The 20,734-nt window shown below is 39.7% G+C and carries 19 protein-coding genes; 13 read left to right on the top strand and 6 right to left on the bottom strand.

Features of this window, described 5'->3' with window-relative positions; all coding sequences use genetic code 11:
- Positions 1 to 6: 6 nt before the first annotated feature.
- The 5 genes from ftsY (at position 7) to NFR51_RS00585 (ending at position 7,241) form a co-directional block, all read left to right on the top strand.
- Positions 7 to 1,314, top strand: coding sequence for a signal recognition particle-docking protein FtsY (gene ftsY, locus NFR51_RS00605; RefSeq protein WP_251711841.1), 1,308 nt, complete (start codon positions 7 to 9; stop codon positions 1,312 to 1,314).
- A 236-nt stretch (positions 1,315 to 1,550) separates the two neighbouring features.
- The gene (locus NFR51_RS00600) at positions 1,551 to 2,522 is read left to right on the top strand and encodes a ribose-phosphate diphosphokinase (protein ID WP_251711840.1); all 972 of its coding nucleotides are present in this window, start codon (positions 1,551 to 1,553) and stop codon (positions 2,520 to 2,522) included.
- Positions 2,523 to 2,556: 34 nt separating this feature from the next.
- Positions 2,557 to 3,240 carry a helix-turn-helix domain-containing protein gene (locus tag NFR51_RS00595; RefSeq protein WP_251711839.1) on the top strand — a complete coding sequence of 228 codons (684 nt, stop codon included), beginning with the start codon at positions 2,557 to 2,559 and terminating at the stop codon, positions 3,238 to 3,240.
- Positions 3,241 to 3,460: 220 nt separating this feature from the next.
- Entirely contained in the window at positions 3,461 to 5,941 is a 2,481-nt protein-coding gene (leuS, locus tag NFR51_RS00590; RefSeq protein WP_251711838.1) for a leucine--tRNA ligase, read from the top strand.
- Positions 5,942 to 6,443: 502 nt separating this feature from the next.
- Entirely contained in the window at positions 6,444 to 7,241 is a 798-nt protein-coding gene (locus NFR51_RS00585; protein WP_251711837.1) for an alpha/beta fold hydrolase, read from the top strand.
- A 122-nt stretch (positions 7,242 to 7,363) separates the two neighbouring features.
- Here NFR51_RS00585 and NFR51_RS00580 read toward each other — a convergent pair whose 3' ends face one another.
- Positions 7,364 to 8,497 (bottom strand): AI-2E family transporter, encoded by a 1,134-nt coding sequence (locus NFR51_RS00580; protein WP_251711836.1) that lies wholly within the window; start codon positions 8,495 to 8,497, stop codon positions 7,364 to 7,366.
- A gap of 173 nt (positions 8,498 to 8,670) precedes the next feature.
- Positions 8,671 to 9,024 (bottom strand): iron-sulfur cluster biosynthesis family protein, encoded by a 354-nt coding sequence (locus NFR51_RS00575; RefSeq protein ID WP_251711835.1) that lies wholly within the window; start codon positions 9,022 to 9,024, stop codon positions 8,671 to 8,673.
- Between the two features lie 233 nt (positions 9,025 to 9,257).
- Between NFR51_RS00575 and NFR51_RS00570 the strand changes: the two genes are divergently transcribed.
- The gene (locus NFR51_RS00570) at positions 9,258 to 11,240 is read left to right on the top strand and encodes an FAD-dependent oxidoreductase (RefSeq protein ID WP_251711834.1); all 1,983 of its coding nucleotides are present in this window, start codon (positions 9,258 to 9,260) and stop codon (positions 11,238 to 11,240) included.
- A gap of 172 nt (positions 11,241 to 11,412) precedes the next feature.
- Positions 11,413 to 12,372, top strand: a complete 960-nt coding sequence (gene menA / locus NFR51_RS00565) for a 1,4-dihydroxy-2-naphthoate polyprenyltransferase (protein WP_251711833.1) — start codon at positions 11,413 to 11,415, stop codon at positions 12,370 to 12,372.
- Between the two features lie 48 nt (positions 12,373 to 12,420).
- On the opposite strand, the gene NFR51_RS00560 is transcribed toward menA, so the two are convergent.
- The 3 genes from NFR51_RS00560 to NFR51_RS00550 are packed head-to-tail and all read right to left on the bottom strand — an operon-like array spanning position 12,421 to position 13,528.
- Positions 12,421 to 12,639: a hypothetical protein gene (locus tag NFR51_RS00560; RefSeq protein WP_251711832.1), complete on the bottom strand. Its 219-nt coding sequence runs from the start codon at positions 12,637 to 12,639 to the stop codon at positions 12,421 to 12,423.
- On the bottom strand, positions 12,636 to 12,857 hold the full coding sequence (locus tag NFR51_RS00555) for a hypothetical protein (RefSeq protein WP_251711831.1): 222 nt from the start codon (positions 12,855 to 12,857) through the stop codon (positions 12,636 to 12,638). The genes NFR51_RS00560 and NFR51_RS00555 overlap by 4 nt, the downstream gene beginning before the upstream one ends.
- Entirely contained in the window at positions 12,857 to 13,528 is a 672-nt protein-coding gene (locus NFR51_RS00550; RefSeq protein ID WP_251711830.1) for a hypothetical protein, read from the bottom strand. Before NFR51_RS00550 ends, NFR51_RS00555 begins: the two co-directional genes overlap by 1 nt.
- A 478-nt stretch (positions 13,529 to 14,006) precedes the next feature.
- On the opposite strand from NFR51_RS00550, the gene NFR51_RS00545 reads away from it, so the two are divergent.
- The gene (locus NFR51_RS00545) at positions 14,007 to 15,101 is read left to right on the top strand and encodes a low temperature requirement protein A (protein ID WP_251711829.1); all 1,095 of its coding nucleotides are present in this window, start codon (positions 14,007 to 14,009) and stop codon (positions 15,099 to 15,101) included.
- A 272-nt stretch (positions 15,102 to 15,373) separates the two neighbouring features.
- Here NFR51_RS00545 and NFR51_RS00540 read toward each other — a convergent pair whose 3' ends face one another.
- Positions 15,374 to 16,906: a class I adenylate-forming enzyme family protein gene (locus NFR51_RS00540; protein ID WP_251711828.1), complete on the bottom strand. Its 1,533-nt coding sequence runs from the start codon at positions 16,904 to 16,906 to the stop codon at positions 15,374 to 15,376.
- A 278-nt stretch (positions 16,907 to 17,184) separates the two neighbouring features.
- Here NFR51_RS00540 and sdaAB point away from each other — a divergent pair, with 278 nt between their 5' ends.
- From sdaAB to NFR51_RS00515, 5 genes are all read left to right on the top strand, one after another.
- The gene (gene sdaAB / locus NFR51_RS00535) at positions 17,185 to 17,856 is read left to right on the top strand and encodes an L-serine ammonia-lyase, iron-sulfur-dependent subunit beta (protein ID WP_251711827.1); all 672 of its coding nucleotides are present in this window, start codon (positions 17,185 to 17,187) and stop codon (positions 17,854 to 17,856) included.
- 9 nt (positions 17,857 to 17,865) lie between these two features.
- Positions 17,866 to 18,738 carry an L-serine ammonia-lyase, iron-sulfur-dependent, subunit alpha gene (gene sdaAA / locus NFR51_RS00530; RefSeq protein WP_251711826.1) on the top strand — a complete coding sequence of 291 codons (873 nt, stop codon included), beginning with the start codon at positions 17,866 to 17,868 and terminating at the stop codon, positions 18,736 to 18,738.
- A 122-nt stretch (positions 18,739 to 18,860) separates the two neighbouring features.
- On the top strand, positions 18,861 to 19,058 hold the full coding sequence (locus tag NFR51_RS00525) for a hypothetical protein (RefSeq protein WP_251711825.1): 198 nt from the start codon (positions 18,861 to 18,863) through the stop codon (positions 19,056 to 19,058).
- A gap of 956 nt (positions 19,059 to 20,014) precedes the next feature.
- Complete coding sequence (locus NFR51_RS00520; protein WP_251711824.1) at positions 20,015 to 20,455, top strand: CopY/TcrY family copper transport repressor; 441 nt, start codon at positions 20,015 to 20,017, stop codon at positions 20,453 to 20,455.
- Positions 20,456 to 20,470: 15 nt separating this feature from the next.
- Complete coding sequence (locus tag NFR51_RS00515; protein WP_251711823.1) at positions 20,471 to 20,680, top strand: heavy-metal-associated domain-containing protein; 210 nt, start codon at positions 20,471 to 20,473, stop codon at positions 20,678 to 20,680.
- The last annotated feature ends 54 nt before the right edge of the window (positions 20,681 to 20,734 follow it).

The following is a 20,734-nucleotide window of genomic DNA, read 5'->3' as shown; positions in this document are numbered from 1 at the left end:
GGAAATATGGGATTATTTGACCGTTTATTTGGTAAGAAAAAAGAAACCGAAAAAGTTGTTGAAGAAGTTGAAGTTAAGGAAGAAGTCGCTGGGGGAAATGATGAATCTGAGGAGCATTCGGAGCCTGTAGAAGATGTCATTTTTTCTGAGCAAGCAGGAGAACTCCTGAACGAAACAATGCCTGAAATTCTTGCAGAACTTGGCTCAGAAAGTTCACCTTCAGATGAAGAAAGAGAAAAATTTCAAGAAGAGTCTGATGTGCTTGAAGAAGAGATTAAGGAGATTGAAAGTTCAGAACTTGCTGAAGAAGTTGCTTCTTTGGAAAAAAAGAACGATGAACAGCTTTCTGAGGCTTCTGCACCTGTAGAAGCTCAAGAAGAAAAGACAGCTCATAATCTTGAGGAAAAATACGACAAGTCCTTGGAAAAAACGCGAAAGACCTTCGGGGAGCGCTTCAATGCCTTTTTAGCAAACTTTCGCTCTGTGGATGAGGAATTTTTCGAAGAGCTTGAAGAAACGCTTATCATGTCAGATGTTGGGGTTGACCTAGCCTTGGAAGTTACAGAGGAATTGCGGCATGAAGCAAAGCTAGCAAATGCAAAATCGCAAGAAGCCCTGCGCCAACTCATTGTTGAAAAAATTGTTGATAAATTTGATGATGAAAAAGTACCTTCTGATTTGAATCTTCAAGAAGATTTGACCGTCTTTCTCTTTGTGGGAGTGAATGGAGTTGGTAAAACAACGACCATCGGTAAACTTGCCCATCGTTATAAAGAAGAAGGCAAAAAAGTACTTCTTGCTGCAGCTGATACTTTCCGAGCAGGTGCTATTGACCAGCTTGTAGAGTGGGGCAAGCGTTCAGATGTTCCTGTTGTGACAAAAGCTGCGGGGGCTGACCCTGCCAGTGTTGTTTTTGATGCTGTAGAAAAAGCCAAGACTGAAAATTACGATATTTTACTTATTGATACAGCTGGGCGCCTTCAAAATAAAGATAATTTGATGAAAGAGCTTGAAAAAATAGGAAAAATTATCAAGCGTGAACTGCCTACAGCGCCACATGAAGTTATCTTAGCCCTAGATGCAACCACAGGTCAAAATGCGATTCAGCAAGCTAAAGAATTCAGTGCAGTGACACCGATATCAGGGATTGCTTTAACCAAACTGGACGGTTCAGCAAAAGGGGGAATTGTTTTGTCTATCGTTCAGAGCTTGAAAATACCTGTCAAATTAGTAGGATTAGGCGAGAGCATTGACGATCTTGCTGATTTTGATGAAGAATTTTTTGTACGTGGCTTGTTTAAGGAACTCATTTAAACAGATAGTCCTCTAAACGATGAGGAGAAAAATGGAATCTTCCTATGGAGAGGTTCCATTTTTGTAACTTTTGGGTAGAGTGGTCTTGTCGAGCTGATTCCTCAAAAAGAGCATTTTTACTGTGAAATGTCGAAGGTTTGCTTTTCGGTAAAACTCATCGGGACTTGAAAAAAAACGCAATTCACGGTAAAATGAAGGAGTCTAGTTATAAAACTGTTTTATATAGAAAGGCTGTCATGTCGTATTCAAATTTGAAGTTGTTTGCGCTTTCATCTAATCAAAAGTTGGCTGAAAAGGTCGCAAGGGAAATTGGTATCCAAGTTGGGAAATCGCGTGTACTCACTTATGATGATGGTGAAGTCGAAGTCAAGATTGATGAGAGCATCCGTGGGGAACATGTTTTTATCCTCCAATCAACAAGTGCTCCAGTCAATGAAAACTTGATGGAACTGCTGATTATGATGGATGCTTTGAAACGTGCGAGTGCTGCTTCAATCAATGTGGTAATGCCTTATTATGGTTACGCACGTCAAGACCGTAAAGCACGAGCGCGTGAACCAATCACATCCAAATTAGTTGCCAACATGCTTCAAATTGCAGGTGCAGATCGTTTGATTACTTTTGATTTGCACGCTGCTCAGATTCAAGGTTTTTTCAATATTCCAGTGGACCATCTTATGGGTGCGCCATTAATTGCGGAATATTTTCGTCGTCATGGCTTTGTACAGGGAGGCGACCTCGTTATCGTTTCACCTGACCACGGTGGCGTAGGGCGCGCGCGTAAGTTGGCAGCATTCTTGAAAGCACCGATTGCTATTATTGACAAGCGCCGTCCACGTGCGAATGTTGCAGAGATTATGAACATCATTGGTGATGTTAAGGGAAAAAAATGTATCTTGATTGATGATATGATTGATACAGCTGGTACGATTACACTTGCAGCGAATGCTTTGAAAGAGCTTGGGGCTACTGAAGTTTACGCTTCATGTACACATGCTGTTTTATCAGGGCCAGCTATTGAACGTATCGAGAGTTCAGGGATTAACAAGCTTGTCGTGTTGGACACCATCGAGATACCGGATGAACGTCGCAGTAAAAAGATTGTTGAAATTTCAATCGCTCCCTTGCTTGCAGATGCAATCATCCGTATCCACGAAAAACGTCCGCTATCACCGCTTTTCGAATTGCATATCCCTACTGAAAATTAAGAGCAAAGTGGCCGAACGGTCACTTTTTTGAAAAATGGAAATAGAAAAAATAAAAGAACTTTATCGTGATGTTCCAGAGGCTGAACTTACAGCACGAGAACGTACTTTAGTCGCCTTGCTTTCAAAGACTTCTGCTGATTTTTCTAGCTTGCCTGTAGGACGTTTTCGCATTTTACAGTTTTCAGTCGCAGATTTTCCAGAATTTGTAGAAAACTTACGTTTTGTCTTGCCTGACTTGATCGGTCAAGATAGCGAAAAACAGTTTGTGATTGAAGAATATACGGGAAAAAACTTAAGCAAATCAGAACTCTCTGACAGTCTGCGTGTTTTGTCACAGGACATGGGAGAAAAGCTAGAGAGTTACATTGGGAGCTTTGCGCCGAGAGAGGACTTGGCTAAGGTTTATGCGGAAGAATCGGCCTTTTTTAAGCAAAGGTCCAGCTTTAGTGAAGTTATACTTGCTCGTGCTTTAAGCCAAGTCGACAGCATACTGCTCAGTAATGTAAAGCGAGAACTGCTCCAAAGTCCAGACGACATGGAACTGGTTCGAGCACTTTACACAACTAAGGGAAACCAAGTGGCTGCAGCAAAGCTTCTCTATGTTCATCGTAATACCTTGCTTAATAAGATGAAAAAATATGAACAGAAGTACGACTTGCAACTTATAGGAAGCGATCTTGTTTTAGCTTACAGCTTGATCGGGGGCTTGAATGGATAGAGATTTCCACCCTTTTTAGGAGATTTTTTATGGTTAATAGACTGTTCGCACTGCCCTTAAAAGTACTAGTGAGAAATGCCAAGTTTTATGAGGCGGGGTGAAGAACCTTATGGGACGGTAATCAAGTCATCCTCTGAAGAAAAGCAGAAAAAATACTTTTTTGGTATAATAAAGCTTAATATTTGTAAAGATACATCATAAAAATTTTAAGGAATAAAATATGGAATATAAACACAATGAGATTGAAGCCAAATGGCAAAAGTATTGGGCTGAAAATAATACTTTCCGCACTGGCACAGACAAAAACAAACCAAAATTTTATGCATTGGATATGTTTCCTTACCCTTCAGGAGCAGGACTTCATGTGGGTCATCCCGAGGGGTATACAGCAACGGACATTCTGAGCCGTTACAAGCGTGCACAAGGCTATAATGTCCTTCATCCGATGGGTTGGGATGCTTTTGGCTTGCCTGCAGAGCAGTATGCAATTGATACGGGAAATGATCCAGCTGAATTTACAGCTAAAAATATCGCCACCTTCAAACGCCAAATTAACAGCCTTGGCTTTAGCTATGACTGGGAGCGGGAAATAAATACGACAGACCCAGAGTTTTACAAGTGGACCCAGTGGATTTTCATTAAACTTTATGAAAAAGGGTTAGCTTACGAAGCAGAAGTACCTGTGAACTGGGTAGAAGAACTAGGAACAGCTATTGCAAATGAGGAAGTCCTCCCTGATGGTACTTCTGAACGTGGGGGCTACCCTGTTGTCCGCAAACCTATGCGTCAATGGATGCTCAAGATTACGGCTTATGCAGAACGCTTGCTCAATGACTTAGAAGAGCTCGACTGGCCTGAGTCGATCAAAGAGATGCAACGCAACTGGATTGGGAAATCAGTGGGTGCCGATGTGAATTTTAAGGTAGAAGGTACAGATGAAACATTCACTGTCTTCACGACACGCCCAGAAACACTCTTTGGAGCGACTTTTGCCGTTCTTGCACCAGAACACCCATTGGTAGATAAAATTACGACGGCAGCGCAAGTAAAAGCTGTTGAAGCGTATCAACACCAAGCTAGTCTGAAGTCAGACTTGGCGCGTACAGACTTAGCAAAAGATAAGACTGGGGTGTGGACAGGTGCTTATGCAATCAACCCTGTAAACGGTAAGAAAATGCCGATCTGGATTGCTGATTATGTACTTGCCAGCTATGGTCACGGGGCCGTAATGGCAGTACCTGGGCACGATGAACGTGACTGGGAGTTTGCTAAAGCCTATGATTTGGAGATTGTCCCTGTTTTCGATGGGGGAAATGTTCAGGAAGCTTGCTATACAGAAGGCGGCAAGATGATTAACTCGGACTTCTTGAATGGTCTGGCGAAGGAAGAAGCTCTTGAAAAAATAGTTGCTTATCTTGAAGAAAGAGGCATCGGTTCTCGTAAGGTCACTTATCGTCTGCGTGACTGGCTCTTTAGCCGCCAACGCTATTGGGGGGAACCAATTCCGATTATTCACTGGGAAGATGGTACAAGTAGTGCAGTTCCAGAAGATGAGCTTCCATTAGTCTTACCAAAAACTTCGAATATCAAGCCATCAGGCACAGGAGAGTCACCTTTGGCCAACTTGACGGACTGGTTGACTGTGACCCGAGAAGACGGTGTAAAAGGGCGACGTGAAACAAATACCATGCCACAATGGGCTGGTTCTTCATGGTACTATCTTCGCTATATAGATCCGAAGAACAGCAAGGCTATCGCTGACCCAGAACTTATTAAAGAATGGCTTCCTGTAGATATTTATGTTGGAGGAGCAGAACATGCTGTTCTTCACTTGCTTTATGCGCGCTTCTGGCATAAGGTACTCTACGATTTGGGGATTGTTCCAACAAAAGAGCCCTTCCAAAAGCTTTTTAACCAAGGAATGATTTTAGGAACTTCTTATCGCGACAGTCGTGGTGCTTTAGTTGCCACAGATAAGGTCGAAAAACGTGAGGATTCATATTTCCATATCGAAACAGGGGAAGAACTTGAACAAGCACCAGCGAAAATGTCTAAATCATTGAAGAATGTGGTTAATCCTGACGATGTTGTAAAACGTTATGGTGCGGATACCTTGCGTGTCTATGAAATGTTCATGGGACCATTGGATGCAAGTATTCCTTGGTCGGAAGAAGGCTTAGAAGGTGCACGCAAATTCTTGGATCGTGTGGTACGCTTGCTCAGCAACAGCACAATCACAGAAGAAAATGACGGCAGCTTAGACAAGGTTTATAATGAAACAGTTAAAAACGTTACGGAACGTCTGGACCACATGCTGTTCAACACTGCAATTTCTCAATTAATGATCTTTGTGAATGCTGCCAATAAAGCCAAAACTCTACCGCTTGAATATGCCAAAGGTTTTGTCCAACTTTTAGCGCCATTTGCGCCTCACCTTGCAGAGGAACTTTGGGTAGAGCTTGGAAATGCAGCCGGAATTTCTTACGTATCGTGGCCAACATATGATGAAAGCAAACTTGTTGAAAACGAGGTAGAAATTGTTGTGCAAATTAACGGTAAACTCAAGGCAAAAGTAAAAATTGCAAAAGACTTACCGAAAGATGAGTTAGAAAAAGTTGCACTAGAAGCAGTGAAAGTTGAAGGAAACATCGTTAAAGTTATTGCCATTCCAAATAAATTGGTAAATATTGTGGTAAAATAAAGCAAGTCAAGAGAGACTGGGATAAAAGTCTAACAAAAATAGCAAAAGCACTTAATCATGTATGTAAAAAGGCATAGATTAAGTGCTTTTTTACGTGTGTTGGCTGAAATTAGTCTATTTTTAATTTTGTTTCCGACTTTTTATATAATTCTACCCTTATTATGCAAGATACCGTGTTTAAGAAAAATTATGTAAAGTTTTTCAACAGCTTCGACTCAAATTCACGCCAACTGCATGAACGATATTTTTGATGAGAATTATCCGTGTTAATGGCGTTTGCTCTGTATTTTTAGAGTGAAATAGCTCGAAAAAGTTCATTTCCTACTTACAATTTTTTTCATGCGCTTACCATGTCCAAAACCGCACTTGTTTTCACATGCCTTACAGATATGGGAAAGCAAAAAGTCAGGAAACTTGTGCATTTTTTGCTACAATAATTAGTGAGTTTGCGATTTGATTTGAGATAAAACCGTAAATGATTGAATGAGAGAAAGAAGAAGTCATGCCTTTTTATACAACGAACGACGGCGTTCAAATTAATTATCACAGTTATGGTCAAGCAGGGAAGCAGGCTCTGGTTTTTATTAACGGTTATTCTGCCAGTGAAGTGACTTGGGCTTTTCAAATCGATTTTTTTGTTTCCGCAGGTTACCGTGTTATCACTTATGACCATCGCAGTCATGGGCGGAGTCAGGAAGTGGATTATGGAATGACCCTTCACCGCTTGGCTACTGATTTAGAGGAACTCATGACTTTTCTACAGTTGGAGAAACCCATATTAGTCGGGCATTCGATGGGTGCAGCAACTATTATGGCCTATGAAGAACTCTTTACAGATGCTAAATTGACGGCCATTGTCACAGAGGATCAGGCACCGACATTTATGAAAGCTAAGGATTGGATGGATGGAAATACCGGAAAAACACTGGGCGAGTTAGAAAAGTTTATCAGGGATTTTCCACGTACCAAATTAACGAATCGTCAACTTACAGATCAGGTTAAACGGGTTCTTGGAAAAGGCATGCTTCCTTTTGATTTTCAAAAACACCAAGATTTATTGCAGAATGTGATTACGCAGGACTGGCGGCAAAATCTTGCAAGAGAGCGCGTGCCGCATCTCTTTCTTGCTGGTGGTCATTCCCCAATCTTTCCACCAGAGCATGCACAAGCTGCCCGCAAGCTCCAAAGGAATACACTATCAGAGGTAAGTATTTTTGAAGATTGTGGGCATATTCTCCATGTTGAGAATATTGAAGCTTTTAATGAAAAACTCCTTGTTTTTATTGAAAAAGTAGTGTGAAATAACTAGAACAAAAGGGCGGAGTTATCCGAGAGCAGCTACAATACATAAGCAAAAAAAATCGTTCTATTTTGGTTAGAAAAATAGAGCGATTTTTTGTTTTTAAACTTCTTTCAGTTTCTTTAGTTTTCCCTGTCTGTAAGCAGCATTTTATCTTCACGTGCTTCTAAGTACTCCAAAAAGATTATTTTAAGCAAGGCTGCCACAGGGACTGCAACAAACATTCCCAAGATTCCGAAATAAGCACCACCTATAGAAATAGAAATAATGACAATGATAGGGTTAACGTTTAAGGCTCCACTCATTAATTTTGGACCAATAATATTGCCATCGATTTGCTGCAGAATGATGAGCATGGTGATTGTGGTAAGCGCTGCTTCCCAGCCACCTGTAAAAAAAGCAATAAGCATTGCAAGAAGAGAGGCAAAAATCGAACCAAAATAAGGGATCATATTTCCGATACCAATCAGCAAGCCTAAACCGACTGCGAAAGGATTGGTAGCAATTCCGGTGAAGTGCATGATTGACAGTAACAAAGTCGACAACACCCAAATGATACAGGCATCAAGAAACTGCGCAGAAATAAATTTATAGAAAATGACATCTGTTTGGCGAAGATAGTATTTTATTGTTCTTAAGTGCTCCTCCTTTGTTGAAATGCGCCCAACCCGTGTGATGAGTTGCAAAATGCTCTTTTTATAAAGCAAGAGATAAATAGAGATGATTAAACCAACAATCAAACGAAAAACCTGTGCGGCTAACCCCAAAGTGAAAGTGCTTAAGGACTCAATCCCGCTGCTGATGTAGCGCGCCGCATCTTGCGCTGTAAAATTATTTACGAAGTAACGGATAGATTCTTCAATGTTGAGAAAATTGTCCAGCTCTTGAAATTGATTGCTGTTTAACCACTGGGAAATATTGTGGTAAATGTTGGGTAATAAGCGGAGAAATTCGGCCAAATTTCGCACCACAAGAGGAAAGAGATAATAAAAACTAAAAAAGAGAAGGAGCAAAACAAAGATATAGACAATAAAAATACTGAACTGCCTTGCATGGCGACGAATAAACTTTGCGTTTGTTTGTTTCAGAAGCAGCATCAGTTTGGTGACAGGTTTATTCAGGAAGTAGGCAAAAATTGCGCCAAAGAAGAGGGGCGATAGTATTTGCAAAAAATGCCCAATGCTTTTAGCAATGGGATTCATATTTGACAAGATATTAAAAAGTAAAAAGACCGTGAGAATAAAAAAGTAAGCCATTAATCCAAAGGTTCCAGTTAATTTTTATTTTTTCCAAGGGAGAGTTGTCCTTTCGGTTGACTTTTAAAGAAAGCCTTTCTTTTATTGTAATATCATTAGAAAATCCTGTCAATTGTTTTAAGAAAAAAACACAGAAAGCCGTCTGTGTCTATCAATAAATTTGGGAAGAAAAACTAGTGGCTGCGATAGTCAACAATCTCAATATGTAGTGCTATTTTTTCCCCGTCTCCCATGATTTCAATCAAATGGTTAGGCGTCATACGAACATACATATTTTCGTCAAAATACATCATTCCCCAAGCCTTACAATAGAAGTCACCTAGAGGGGAGCCTATCCTCCCATCAAAAACAGCAGGCACTTCACCCTTATTTACCGCAACAATGCGATAACGAGTAATACCGCAGCAAGTACTGGCAACAGTTTCATCACTTAAAGTATGGTCAAAGTCTAAGACAAAATCAGCGGGCTTATCCTCAATCATGGCTGAAAGTCTACATGTAATCGTGTCATCAAATGTAATCTTCATAAGTTTATTTTACTACTAAGTGTGAGAGATTGCACAGAAGAGGATTGAAATTAAACACAAGACAGCACCAAGTGGGCTACAAAAATTTCTGTCCTTTTTTATAGGACTATCGAAATTTTAAAAAGCATAGTTTTTATAATAGTGCTGTGCTTTACAAAGTGACGTGAAAGCGATATAATGTTAGTTGGAAATTTTTTTCATTATTATACTAATAAGTAGGAGACCGATTTTAAATGACTAAGAAAAAAATCGTGGTCATCGGTGGTGGTGTTGCTGGGGTTCATGCAACACGTGAGCTTTCGAAAAAGCTTAAGGCAAATGCTGACATCACTTTGATTGACAAACACAGCTATCATACATCTATGACTCAGCTTCATGAAGTTGCAGCAGGACGTGTGCCATTCACGACAGTTCAATACGACTTCCAAAAACTTTTAGGAAAACGTAAAAATGTGAGCCTTGTAACTGATGCTGTTGTAAGTCTTGATAAAGAAAACAAAAAAGTTATTACAGAGCATGGAAGCTATGATTATGATTACGTCATTGTCGCTCTGGGTGGTGAACCTAATGACTTTGGTGTACCTGGTGTTAAAGAACATGGTTTCACACTTTGGTCCCTTGAGGATGCTATGCGCATCAAACGTCAACTTGAAACCGTTGTCCAATACGGTTCGACAGAAGTTAATGATGAAAAACGTCGAGCACTTTTGACTATCTCAGTTGCAGGTTCAGGCTTCACAGGGATCGAAATGGCCGGTGAACTGATTGACTGGCGTAAGAAAGTTTCAACAGATTGGAAGATTCCTGAGGAAGAAATCACAATCAATGTTGTTGAAATGATGCCAACAATCTTGAATACATTGGACCGTAAGCAAGCAGACCGTGCACATGCATATCTTGAAAAGAAAAATGTTAATGTATTGACAAACCACGGTATTGTTGAAGTTGCAGAAGACCACATTAAGGTAAATGTTGGCGGACGAGATGAAGAAAAAGTTTTAAAAGAAATCCCAACACACACATTAATCTGGACAACAGGTGTTCAAGGGAATACAGCAGCTCAGACTAATCTTAACGAGACAGAACGTGGACACCGCCTTCAAGCCAACGAATTTATGGAAGCTGTTGGTTTTGAAGATAAGGGCATCTATGTAGCTGGAGACGTATCAGGTTATATCGAACCAGATACAGGTCGTCCAACACCACAAATCGTTGAAGCAGCAGAGCAAACAGCCCATACAGCAGCTTCAAATATCATCGCTGATATTAACGGTGGTAGCAAACACAAACACGTAAGTAAATACCAAGGGACAATGGTCTCTATCGGTTCAACTTGGGGTGTAGCTAAAGTCGGAAATATGCGTTTGACAGGCTTCTGGGCGATGCTGATGAAAAATATCGTCTACTTTATCTACACATTGCAAATTCGTTCAGCACACTATTTCTGGCGTTATGCATTAGATGAAGTTTTCCGTACAAAAGATGGCCGCAACTTTATGCGCGGTCATACTTCACGTTTAGGGAACGTTCTCTGGGCTGTACCACTTCGTATCTTCTACGGTCTCGTTTGGTTGACAGAAGCGATGAAGAAAATTGTGGGTGAAGGTCAACTCTTTAACCCGACAACTTGGTTCGGTAAAGGCTCTTGGTTCACGGACGAACTTAAATTCCCATTTGCTTGGTTGCAAGAAGCACCTAAACATGCAGATGCTGCTGCTGGCGCAACAGGTGAAGCAGCAAGTAAGGCAGCTGAAGTCGCTGCTGGTGCAACAGATGCCGCAACGAATGGTGGTGCTGAGGCAGTGCATAAAGCAACAGAATGGGGGCTTTCATATGCTTATGGAACAGATCCAATGCCAGTCTTTGAAAAAGTACCAAACTGGATGGAACCTTTCTTTAAGTTCATGATTCCAAACCGTGATGTCGCCTTGTTCATGCAAAAATTCATGTCCATTGTTGAAGTCTTACTTGCTCTTGCAATTATCTTTGGTCTCTTTACTTGGATTGCATCAGGCGTAACTGCGGCCTTGACAGTGATGTTTGCACTTTCAGGAATGTTCTTCTGGGTAAACATCTGGTTTATTCCCGTAGCAATTGCCTTGATGAATGGTTCCGGACGTGCTTTCGGTTTAGACAAATGGGTTCAACCTTGGATTCAAAAACTACTTACTCAAGTATGGTATGGCAAGTCTCGTTCCATCTATAAAGGACGTTAATTTTAGAATAGCTCTTAGGAGCTATTTTTATTTGCATTAGTGGCAATCTTCCTCCTGAAATTGATTCTTAATCATTTATCAGATATAATAATAGAGGAGTTATCTCATACATGTGATACCCTATTTCTCAGAAGTTACGCAAATATTTATCGAAGGACATCCAACATACCTTATGACATTTAAAACTTTTTTAGAACTTGTGGAAATTAAAACAAAAATCGCAAGTGTTTTTCCCTATATCATTGGCTTGCTTTTCAGTTTGAGTTATTTCAAAGTCTTTAATCTTGGCTTATCTCTTTTGTTTTTTCTTGCCATGTTAATTTTTGACATGACGGTAACAGCAATTAATAACTATCAAGATTTTCAAAAAGCCAATGATGAAGTGTATAAGAGACAAGAAAATATTATTGGTAGAGCTAAGCTGGACCCCATGTTTGTTAGGAATCTCATCTTATTTATGCTTGCTCTAAGTCTTGCCTTAGGTTTTTTCCTTGCCTATTTCACAGGCTGGCTCTTTTTATTATTAGGAGGAATTGTTTTCTTTATTGGAGTCTTTTATACATACGGCCCCATCCCTCTTTCTCGCATGCCTTTGGGTGAAATATTTTCTGGGGGGACGATGGGGTTTGGAATTTTTGCGATGGTCGTGCTCGTGAACAGTGCACAATATCCCACTTTCAAGCTTGCTCTTAACTTTTCGAGTGATTCCTTTACTTTTTCTGGAAGTATGGTGGGGGCAGTAGCGATGATTGTTGCGAGTTTACCTCTGGTCTTCACAATTGCGAACATTATGCTGGCTAATAACTTACGTGATCTGGATACAGATATTAAAAACCATCGCTACACTTTAGTTTACTATATTGGAAGGAAACAAGGGATTCAGCTTTTTCAGCTTCTCATGTACAGTGCGTATCTTTTCCTTATTTTAGGCTTTATCATTGGAATTTTTGAGTGGCCTACACTATTGACTTTACTTTCATTTCCTATAATCAAGAAAAATTTAAAACGGCATGCAGCAGAAGTTCCAGCTCCTCATAGCTTTGTTTATTCTTTGAAGAACATGGTGACTTTTAACAGCTTTTATGCCCTGTCTTTACTTTTGTCGATTTTTTGGCAAATATTAGTAAAATAAAAAGAAGGTAATCTCCATTTGGGGATTACTTTTTAGTTTGACAGAAATTCAGTCAATAACGTTATAATCATACTTGTCTTCCTTGATTTCTTGTACAATACTCAGCCAAGACATCCAGCTCAAGTGGACACCGATGAAAACAATAACCCATCCGACAACGAAGTTCAAAAGCCAAGGCTGGATAATTTTCAGTGAAGTCAGCTTCATTCCGCCATAAGCAATGAGAGGACCTGACACAAGAAACCAATTGTTTTTGCTTTTTTTCATTTCTTTTCGTTACTTTTCCCCTTCTCTTTCATCGCTTTCAAAATCACCGATGTGACTGTTTTGGAGGAAATGAATCCACCAATGCCACAAAGAGACAGCCCTACAGTAAGATTTAAAACTAGGGTTTCAAACATAAAAATGGACATTACCATTATACCAAGTGAAAGGATAAGGCTACCTATATACAAGAGTATGTTTTGTTTTATTTCCACTTTCATTAGGCTAAAATATATCCGTCTAAGCGACCATCAGCGCGGTCAAGTCCCCAAGCAATGGCACCACCAATGGAAATTCCTGCAAGTGTGGTAGCTAACCTGATTGCAGACATGATTATCCCTGAAACTCCTATTCCCACTCTACGTAATATTTGGCCTTGGACTACACGAGTGATGAGAGTGCGGTGAGTTTGGAGGAGAGAGGCCAGTGCAGCACGGCTTCGGGCAGCTGCACCAATCCCAACGGCAATGAGTCCTACATCTATAACAGTACCTATAAAACGACGGGAATTCCACCAATTTCTTCCGAGTCTGCGAAGAAGAGGATTATATCCAGTAAGACTTAAATACTCTTCCAAAGCTTTTGAAACTCTTTCTTCATCTTCAGGGGTGATTGTCAATGATTCAATTTCAGCAACTTCAATTTCGCTGTGCCCATATTTTTCTTTGATATAGTCAAGGGCTTGGTTTGATTTTTGTTCCTGCGCCACATACTCACTTGGCAATTGTATCGGTTGATAAATTTCAGCTTCATTTGAAGTTTCTAAATTAATTTGTTCATCAACTTTCACATCATTCGCCTGTACGACTCCAACAACAGGGGGACCAACAGCTGTAAATAAAACTAGGATTGCTACAAGTACCATGATAAATTTTTTTACTTTTTTATTCATAAATTTTTTCCTTTCAATTCTATACTAGAGTTTTTCTAGCAGACTTTAGTTGCAACTGCCTTTAAAAAATTGTTCTCCCTTCTAGAAAAGGCTTTCATTTCGCTTTATAAAAATGTTAACAAGTTAGGCTTAAGCGAAACTGAATTGTTTGTAATATTCAGAATGTTTTGTGCCGTTTTTGGCACATTTGACGAGAAGCAAAAAAATTTGTGTCAATTTTTTTGAGGTAATGGTTTCAAATCTGCTTGGTCGGTCATATACCGCTCTTTAAAGTGAGACAGAGGAAAATTTCCGACTCCGTGTGAAAGACTTTAGATATTTCTAACTCTATATAAAGAAAGACTGTTGAGTTACTCTATTGACTACTTTATGAAAGATTTGTTAAAATTAGAGATTAGGCAGAGGTGACGTACGCTGTAAGACAGTGATTGCCTTTGTTACTATTTTAAAATTTTATAACATAAAAATAGGAGGACTTATGTCAAACTTAGTTGCCAAACGTGTTTCTAATTATGAATTGTTTTTTGACTTAGTTTTTGTACTTGCAGTGTCAAATTTAACTGGACTTTTACATGGAGAACTAACTTCAAAGAGTTTTTTTACTTTTATTGCTGCAAATCTTGTTATCATGTCAATCTGGATCTTTGAAACCTTTTATATGAATAGTTTTGGAGAACGTGATTTACGTGATATTTTGACGATTACAGCTCTGATGTTTGCGGTTGGTAATCTCTCCTTCCATATCAGCACAGATTACAGAGCTCATGCCCTTCCCTTTGCTTTTCTTGTCACGATTTCTTATGGTATTATTGCGCTTCAATATGTTTTAAGAGGGAGGGCAAGTAGCTTTACTCATGAGATTAAGCATGCTATTAGATTTATGGGAAGTTTGACCCTTATCTTTGCTCTTAGCTGCGTAGCGATATTATCGAAATTTTGGTTTTTCAATGAATTGTCACTTTTATTCTTTGTAGCCCCTATATTTTTGCCACTTGTTTCACATCGAAATTATGATCAAGCGCGGATTATCAATTTCCCTCACTTTTTAGAGCGGCTGCAACTTATTACCATCATCACGTTTGGAGAAACGGTTGTTGCTATTTTGAAAACATATCAAGATAATATTCTTATTGGAGGAATTTTCTTTTTTGGTATGGCAAGCCTATTTTTTCTTTATATCTCCCAAACTTTTCTCAATATTAATCATGACCAAAGAGTCAGAGTTACCTTGCTTAGCTATGTCCACAATGCTCTTTTAATTGGGCTTAATCTCTTTACTGTTGGTATTGAAGCGATATCAAACTCGCATCATAGAGAGCTTGGTGCGACATTTATCATTATAGGAATAGCTATCTTTTATTTGGCTTTGATGGCGACAAGCACCTACAACCAAGAACGCTATCGCCTGACCTTAGTGGGAAGTCTGATATATGCTCTTTGGATAAGTCTTGTTTCACTTACTCTTTATATCCTAAGAGAACAGTTCCTTCCCTTTATAATATTCTTTTTGATTGCGATGGTTATGAGCGCTTGGCTGTTCATATATGAGAGACAGAGAAGACTGAAGAACTAGATGTCTTAAACTTTGTGTCTTGTTAAAGAAATTTGGTTATTAAATGAATGAAATGAGCCCCATGTTGCCCAAGCTGCTCCACTATAATTCTGGTACTCAAGAACAGTCTGAAATTTGTGAGAATTTTTAGGAGGGCAGTCGACATTTATTGCATTGAGGAGAATAATTCCTTTTTATCCTAATAATGTGGGAAAAACTATCTTAATTTCTTCCTCCATGGAAAAATCTAATAAAAAATCGGTGAGTCCAAAAGACTTCCGATTTTTCTTATTTTATTTGTGGCTCTTTGCTAACTCACGCTCAAGAGCTAATCTTTGAACTTTCATCGTGGCTGTACGTGGTATCTCATCATAGTCCATAAGGATAGGCTCATTTAAGAAAGGCATGTCAATGATAGAAGACCACCAAGCTTGCCAGTCCATCTCTTTGCCCTCAGCAAGCGCCAAAATAGGCTGGGGATGGCCAGAAGCATCACGGATAATAATCACTTCGTCAAGGAAATCGTGTTGGTCGAGGAGAATATCTTCAATGGCTAAGTTTGACTCCACCTTGTCGATGAGATCGACTTGACGGTCATAGAGGAAGAGTACACCGTCTTCATCCATAATTCCCCAGTCACCTGTGTCCCACCAGTCGCCATAAACTTCCTCAGCAAAGCGCTCATCTTCTTTATAGTAGGTAAGTGCCCGTCCTTTAGAGAGGAAGTGAATATGACCGGGAGTTCCAGCAGGAACAACATTTCCTTCAGCATCTGTCACACGCGCTTGGGAGAGACCTGGCATGCCGATGCCCATTTCACGTGCATTTGTCGTTGGTAAGGTACTAAGGCGATGTTTTTTCCAAATCATTGGGCCGCATTCAGACTGACCATAGATTTGCAAGAAAACAGGATTTTCCTCTTTAGAAGCAGCGAGGAAAGTATGCATCGTATCTTTGTTGATCGCATCAAAAGTGGAGTGGAGATAACGAATAGAAGCAAAGGCTTCCGGTGTTTCTTTCACGACATTTGCCAAACGAACAAAATGGTTGCGGTGTGTTTCAAAAGCCGTGGGACGGTATTTTTCAAACATGGTCAACACTGTATTTTTTTCCAAATTAGAAAGGGGCATAAGGTCAAACCCAAAAGTCATGGCTGATGATATACCAATGTTGAAGCGGGAATGAACGGGTGAAATATGGAAGGCCAAAAGAGAAGATTTGTCTGGCATCCAATCCATAACAGTACGTTGCAAGACCCAACGCCAGCCCATAGATTGAGCAGAGTGTGCAATCAGCTTCGGAATCCCAGTTGTGCCCGAAGTGTGTGTGAGATAAGCAATCTCATCAGTAGCCAATTGTTGATTATTTACCTCAGGACTATTGGTGATTGAGGCAAAGTCAGAAACGAAAAGTTTATGGTCTTCTTTAACATTTTCCAATTCTTGAACGACAGAAGCTGTATCTTCATCAAAAATGAGCCAAGGATTCTCTAGGCGAGCTGCTAAGGTATCCATAACAGGTGTAGAAAAGTGATGAGAAATCATTGCAGGAACTGCTCCAAGATAGGACACAGCAACAGCAAGAAGGTAAGTATCAAAGGCGCTTGACTTGAAAATAATTACCTTGTCTTCTTTTTTTATCCCTAGAGCCGCTAGATTATAAGCTTTTTGCAAAATGGCTTCATGGACTTTTTGATAGCTGGTCTCAAGCTCTAACTCAGGGAAAGCGTTTAACTTTTTATCAAAAATAAAACGACTTTGGGGGAACTTTTCAGCGGATTCTTTGAAATTTACATAAAGATTCAGAGGTTTGTGATTGAATTTCATTGAAATCTCTCTTTCTATTTTTCTAAAGTTTATTATATCACAAACTCACGGAGAGAAATGAAGAAAAAATGACTTATTTTATTTTTTTAATCATGCAAGAATAGTCTGAAAAGTCCGCGTAAAACGGGAAAATTAACAAACTTATCTTTTTACTTAAAAGGCAGTTATAGATAGATATGAAAGCGCATTAATGTTATAATTATTTTTGGAAGAAGTCGTTTCGTTAATGAGGGAAAAATTTACGAAAAAGCTTTGCTGAGCAAAGCTGCGGAGGAAATATGGAAAATTTACGTTACAAAAGTGTATTTGACATTATTGGCCCTGTAATGGTTGGTCCCAGTAGTTCACATACTGCTGGTGCAGCACGTATAGGCAAGATTATTCGTTCAATTTTTGGTGAGTTACCGGAAAAAGTAGAAATTCACCTGTACGAAAGCTTTGCTAAAACTTATCGTGGGCATGGAACAGATGTCGCTTTGGTTGCAGGTGTTTTAGGCATGGATCCTGATGATCCGCGTTTACGTGATGCGCCACGTATTGCCCATGAAGAAGGCATGGAAGTGACTTATATTCCTCACCCAGAAGATAAGGCTGATCATCCAAATACAGCGCGCCTGATTTTGAAAAAAGGCGATCGTGATATGAGTGTTACAGGAATTTCTATTGGTGGTGGGTTGATTCAAGTGACCGAACTCAATGGCTTTGATATTTCTATTTCCGCGGGGATGCCAACCTTTGTTATTGTTCATCAAGATGCACCAGGGATATTGGCACGTCTGGGAGCTATTTTTGAAAAGCATGACATTAACGTGGCACAGATGAACTTGACGCGTGAAGCTAAAGGTGAGAAAGCCATTATGATTATGGAAGTGGATAGCCTTGATGTCGAAGAAGCTTTTGAGGAAATGAAACATATTCCTAAACTTTCTGCTGTAAATTTCTTTAAATAAGGGGTAATTATGTTTTCAAATGTAAAAGAATTGCTTGAAGATGCAAAAGCATATCCATCAATTGCTGAATTGATGATTGCAGAAGAAATAGAACAAACTGGGGCGAGTCGTGAACAAATCATTGAAATGATGGAACACAACTTAGCAACGATGCTGTCATCAATTGAGGAGGGTCTGCTAGGAAATAAGTCAACAACAGGACTTACAGGTGGCGATGCCAAGAAGATGGATGAATACATTAAGTCGGGGAAAGCAATATCTGGTGATGTTATTTTAGGGGCAGCGCGTGATGGTGTGGCTGTAAACGAAGTCAATGCTCAGATGGGACTAATCTGTGCAACACCGACAGCCGGCTCAGCAGGATGTTTACCCGGAGTGCTCTCCGCAGCAACGAAGAAGTTAGGCCTCACGCACGAGCAGCAGGTAGAATTTATCTTTACAGCTGGTGCTTTTGGTTTAGCTATCGCAAACAATGCAACGATTGCAGGTGCTGAAGGCGGCTGTCAGGCTGAGGTGGGTTCTGCCTCTGCCATGTCGGCAGCAGCTCTGGTTATCATGGCTGGAGGAACGGGAGAGCAAGCAGGTGTGGCTTTAGCACTGACCCTTCAAAATATGTTGGGCTTGATTTGTGATCCGGTAGCGGGCTTGGTCGAAATCCCTTGTGTCCACCGTAACGCTATGGGAGCTTCACAAGCCATGATTTCCGCTGACATGGCTTTGGCTGGTGTTAAAACGGTTATTCCAGTAGATGAAGTGATTACATGTATGTACAATGTGGGGCGCTCATTACCCTCTGCACATCGTGAAACTGGTGAAGGTGGACTTGCGGCAACCCCAACAGGACGTGAAATTATGGAGCGCATCTTTGGTGATGGAAAATAAATGTGCCATGTTTGGCACGGTTTTATTTTGCCTGTAAATCCTGAGTTATAATAGAGGAGGAAATAAAGAAATAATCTCATTGCGAAAAAATTTTGGTTATCAAAGTATATATCAGGAGATTTATGAAAAGAAATACATTTGAGGAAAAAGCACTATTCGTTGACTCCGCCAGCACAATCGAAGAAAAAATTGATATAAGCTACCTGGATGAAGGGGACAGCAAGAACCATATGGAATATGGAAGTGAGGCTGTTTCTTATTTGACTCAAAAAAATCTCGTTTTTTGTCAAGGATACTATACGGAGGAATACTGGATATGATATTTATTACGATATTGAGCACTTTTATATTTTTACTCATTAATTCACTTGAGAGCACCAAAAAAGTAAAAAATAAGAATAATCCACACTATAAAAGTTTATTAGTGAAAAGAAACAGTGTCCTCATTAATATTACAGATGGATTTTTAGTGATACTAGCTGTCGTATTAATCACTGCAACATTACCCGGTTTTTTAGGTGATATTTCAATTTTAATTCGCTCGAATGATGTAATTATGATATTTTTCCTTCTTCTTACTACCAGAAGTTTGTTAGGGTATCTTGTGTTGAGGTACTATGAAAGGAGCATGAGAAGAATGGAAAAATCTTAATTCTTGATAGAAGTAGGAGTTTAAACGAGGAAAAATCAGTGATAATCACTTATATGGAGGTGGTGATGATAAGCTTGGACCTACTTTTTATAGGATTGCTTGTTACATCTGATCTTAGTATTCCAATATTAGAGCGCCTATCGTTGATTACTTTTAATCTTTTAATGATGAAGCCCGTGGTTGAGTACTTTACTCTTAAATATCTTGATAGGCGCATGTAGTCTAAGTTTAAGGGGAATTTGTTCAACTCATGTGTGTGCTATAGTTGGGCTTTTCTCTCGCTGAGAAATATCGGAATGGTCTGACGGGGCGAGTCACCACTTTTCTATAATTTCTGAGTTTGACAGAATTATAATCATAAGAGCTGGAGAAATAGTCGGAAGTGGCAATCACCAATATCTTTTAGCTCTTTTCAAAAGTAGCAGAAATTATATAAGGTCAACAGAAGCTAAAAAGAATTTTCCCCGCTCAAAAGTAGGGCGAAATTTACAAGTCTAGAGGTTCTTTTTTAAGGCCATTACTGCCTTAAAGAGGGCTTTTTATTTATGCTGCAGAGTTCTGGCTTGACTTTTATAGTTTACGAATGTAAACTATAGTTATAGTAAATATTTATAAGGAGTGCCAATGAACGAAGTAGAATTTAATATATCTAACGCGGAATTGATTGTGATGCGTGTTATCTGGTCACTTGGTGAAGCACGAGTTGATGAGATTGCTTGTCAGATTTCTCCTAACTTGGATTGGTCTTTGGCAACGGTCAAAACCTTGCTGGGGCGTCTGGTAAAAAAGGGAATGCTGAGTACTGAAAAAGAAGGGCGCAAGTTTGTCTATCGTCCTTTGATGGCTGAATGTACAGCTATTCAAATGATGGGACAGTCTTTACTTGAAAAGGTTTGTGAAACAAAGCAAGTCAAGCTCTTAGCCGATATGATCGCCTTGTCAAACTTGACTTCAGAAGACATAGCAAGTTTGCAAGAAGCGTTAAAAAATAAAGAAACAGTTCAAGAAACAACGTGCACCTGTTTAGAAAATTTTAATTCTTGCAGCTGTCAACACGCCAGCTAATAGGGAGGAGAGAGAATGGAAAAAGAAAAATTTGCAATAAAAGGCATGACCTGTGAGCACTGTGCAATGCATGTGACTACAGCACTTGAAGGACTTTCAGGTGTAAAATCAGCTAAAGTTTCTTTAAAAAAGAATGAAGCACTTGTCAAATTTGACGCTGAGGTCACTCCCGTAGAGGAGATGGCAGCAGCTGTTAAAGAAGCAGGCTATGAGTTGGTAAAATAAGAGAACTGTCCAGAAGGACAGTTTTCTCTGGGAAGATAAGTTTACATATGTAAA

The organism is Lactococcus ileimucosae (assembly GCF_943193185.1).
Classification (GTDB): Bacteria; Bacillota; Bacilli; order Lactobacillales; family Streptococcaceae; genus Lactococcus; species Lactococcus ileimucosae.
Note: the sequence above shows the minus strand (reverse complement) of the source record. Positions and strands in the feature narration are given on the sequence as shown.

What these genes read in the sequence shown, in the direction of transcription:
- NFR51_RS00600 (WP_251711840.1), top strand. Translation starts at nt 1,551, where the DNA reads ATGTCGTATTCAAATTTGAAGTTGTTTGCGCTTTCATCTAATCAAAAG.
- NFR51_RS00570 (WP_251711834.1), top strand. Translation starts at nt 9,258, where the DNA reads ATGACTAAGAAAAAAATCGTGGTCATCGGTGGTGGTGTTGCTGGGGTT.
- sdaAA (WP_251711826.1), top strand. Translation starts at nt 17,866, where the DNA reads ATGTTTTCAAATGTAAAAGAATTGCTTGAAGATGCAAAAGCATATCCA.
- NFR51_RS00580 (WP_251711836.1), bottom strand. Translation starts at nt 8,497, where the DNA reads ATGGCTTACTTTTTTATTCTCACGGTCTTTTTACTTTTTAATATCTTG.
- NFR51_RS00555 (WP_251711831.1), bottom strand. Translation starts at nt 12,857, where the DNA reads ATGAAAGTGGAAATAAAACAAAACATACTCTTGTATATAGGTAGCCTT.
- NFR51_RS00595 (WP_251711839.1), top strand. Translation starts at nt 2,557, where the DNA reads ATGGAAATAGAAAAAATAAAAGAACTTTATCGTGATGTTCCAGAGGCT.
- NFR51_RS00540 (WP_251711828.1), bottom strand. Translation starts at nt 16,906, where the DNA reads ATGAAATTCAATCACAAACCTCTGAATCTTTATGTAAATTTCAAAGAA.
- NFR51_RS00575 (WP_251711835.1), bottom strand. Translation starts at nt 9,024, where the DNA reads ATGAAGATTACATTTGATGACACGATTACATGTAGACTTTCAGCCATG.
- leuS (WP_251711838.1), top strand. Translation starts at nt 3,461, where the DNA reads ATGGAATATAAACACAATGAGATTGAAGCCAAATGGCAAAAGTATTGG.
- NFR51_RS00545 (WP_251711829.1), top strand. Translation starts at nt 14,007, where the DNA reads ATGTCAAACTTAGTTGCCAAACGTGTTTCTAATTATGAATTGTTTTTT.
- NFR51_RS00520 (WP_251711824.1), top strand. Translation starts at nt 20,015, where the DNA reads ATGAACGAAGTAGAATTTAATATATCTAACGCGGAATTGATTGTGATG.
- NFR51_RS00560 (WP_251711832.1), bottom strand. Translation starts at nt 12,639, where the DNA reads ATGAAAAAAAGCAAAAACAATTGGTTTCTTGTGTCAGGTCCTCTCATT.
- NFR51_RS00515 (WP_251711823.1), top strand. Translation starts at nt 20,471, where the DNA reads ATGGAAAAAGAAAAATTTGCAATAAAAGGCATGACCTGTGAGCACTGT.
- NFR51_RS00585 (WP_251711837.1), top strand. Translation starts at nt 6,444, where the DNA reads ATGCCTTTTTATACAACGAACGACGGCGTTCAAATTAATTATCACAGT.
- menA (WP_251711833.1), top strand. Translation starts at nt 11,413, where the DNA reads ATGACATTTAAAACTTTTTTAGAACTTGTGGAAATTAAAACAAAAATC.
- sdaAB (WP_251711827.1), top strand. Translation starts at nt 17,185, where the DNA reads ATGGAAAATTTACGTTACAAAAGTGTATTTGACATTATTGGCCCTGTA.
- NFR51_RS00525 (WP_251711825.1), top strand. Translation starts at nt 18,861, where the DNA reads ATGAAAAGAAATACATTTGAGGAAAAAGCACTATTCGTTGACTCCGCC.
- NFR51_RS00550 (WP_251711830.1), bottom strand. Translation starts at nt 13,528, where the DNA reads ATGAATAAAAAAGTAAAAAAATTTATCATGGTACTTGTAGCAATCCTA.
- ftsY (WP_251711841.1), top strand. Translation starts at nt 7, where the DNA reads ATGGGATTATTTGACCGTTTATTTGGTAAGAAAAAAGAAACCGAAAAA.